General features: G+C 66.4%; 3 protein-coding genes. 1 reads left to right on the top strand and 2 read right to left on the bottom strand.

What is annotated here, in order from left to right:
• Positions 1-117: 117 nt before the first annotated feature.
• Positions 118-609 carry a transcription elongation factor GreA gene (gene greA, locus ACFWPJ_RS32375; protein ID WP_030201047.1) on the bottom strand — a complete coding sequence of 164 codons (492 nt, stop codon included), beginning with the start codon at positions 607-609 and terminating at the stop codon, positions 118-120.
• Between the two features lie 241 nt (positions 610-850).
• On the bottom strand, positions 851-1,309 hold the full coding sequence (locus tag ACFWPJ_RS32370; protein WP_378857267.1) for a DUF4307 domain-containing protein: 459 nt from the start codon (positions 1,307-1,309) through the stop codon (positions 851-853).
• A 103-nt stretch (positions 1,310-1,412) separates the two neighbouring features.
• Here ACFWPJ_RS32370 and ACFWPJ_RS32365 point away from each other — a divergent pair.
• Positions 1,413-1,609: PIG-L family deacetylase (locus ACFWPJ_RS32365; protein ID WP_378857265.1), on the top strand; the 197-nt coding region annotated here is incomplete at its 3' end.

Raw genomic sequence — 1,609 nt, 5'->3', positions numbered from 1 at the left:
GGCGCGCGCGGGAGCTCCCCCCCTCACACCCACACTCCCCCCCGCCGCCCCACGCTCTGGGGGGGGCGCCCCCGCTTGCGTTCGGGTTCAGGCTATCTGGGCTCGGCGGGGCCGCGCTCAGCCGTGGTACGGCTCCGCGCTGACCAGGGTCACCTTCATGGTGTTGCCGTTGGGCAGCGTGTACTCGCGGGTCTCGCCCACCTTGGCGTCGATCAGCGCGCCGCCGAGCGGGGAGTTCGGCGAGTAGGTCTCGAGGTTGGTCGCGCCGAGGCCCTCTTCGCGGGTCGCGATGAGGAAGGTCTCGGTGTCGTCGGAGTCGCCGTCGTAGTAGACGGTGACGACCGAGCCCGGGAGCGCCACACCGGACTTGGTGGGGGCGACGCCGACCTTCGCGTTGTTCAGCAGTTCCTGCAGCTGGCGGATGCGCGCCTCCTGCTGGCCCTGCTCCTCGCGCGCGGCGTGGTAGCCGCCGTTCTCCTTGAGATCGCCCTCTTCGCGGCGCTCGTTGATCTCGGCGGCAATGACCGGACGGTTGGCAATGAGCGAGTCCAGCTCGCTCTTGAGCCTGTCGTGCGACTCCTGGGTAAGCCAGGTCACATTCTCGGTCATCTCGATCACTCCCTAGTAGTTGTTCCCGGCGGACCGGGATTCCCTGAAACCAGCACGGTGCCCTCCCGCAGGAGGGCATGCACCAGCCCGACGGCTGGAGCGATCCTGGGGGGTGAACCCATAACCCGCTAACAGCACCGCTGGCCGCCAATGCAGCAAACACGGCTCCGAGCCCCGGAACCGTGTATCAGGCCATTTTAGCATGTCCCATAAATATGCAGGTCAGGCTAGGCGTGGCCTGCTATTCCATGCGCAGATAGCCCGGCACTTCCTCGGTGCACCCGTAGATATCGCCCGCCGAGGCGCGCGCCGAGGACTTGACCGTGGTGGTCACCTGGACGCTGGTCGAGTCCGATCCGGGGACCAGAACCTCGCGCCTGCCGACCTCGGCGCCGTCGCGGTCCATCGCCCGGACGAAGCAGACGACGGCCTGCTGCGGTGAGTCTCTGGTCACTTTCATCCGCACCGTGAGTGTCGAGTCGTCGTCGACCACGTAACCGAGCTGCTCGGTCTCGATCGCCTTCGGGCCGTACTTCTGGAACCCCAGATAGGCGACGCCGAGGCCCGCGACCAGCACACCGACGCCGAGCGTGACCAGGAGCCACAGCCGACGCACCGGGGGTTTCCGGCCGTATCGATCGGCGTGTCGCGCTGCTGCGGCGGCCGAGGTCGCCGCGGAGTCCGGTGCGGGCTCGGTCATCGGTTTCTCGCTCCCGGGGGTGGTCGGAACAAACGGGGGGTCGGATGGAACTATAGGGAACGTAGTTCTGACACCCGCGAGCGAGAGCGATGGTGAGCGAGACGTGAGTGGCCTTCGCCTCATGGCGGTGCACGCCCACCCCGACGACGAATCGAGCAAGGGCGCCGCGACCACGGCCAGGTACGCGGCCGAGGGCGTCGACGTCCTGGTCGTGACGTTGACCGGTGGCGAACCAGTCTCTTATAAAAAAAATAACCTGCCCACCAAAATATATGTGTATAAAATGGTTGTCGCCCTATA

This window comes from Nocardia sp. NPDC058497, from assembly GCF_042720195.1.
Lineage (GTDB): Bacteria > Actinomycetota > Actinomycetes > Mycobacteriales > Mycobacteriaceae > Nocardia.
The sequence above is the reverse complement of the archived record's forward strand: the minus strand, read 5'-3'. Positions and strand labels throughout refer to the sequence as shown.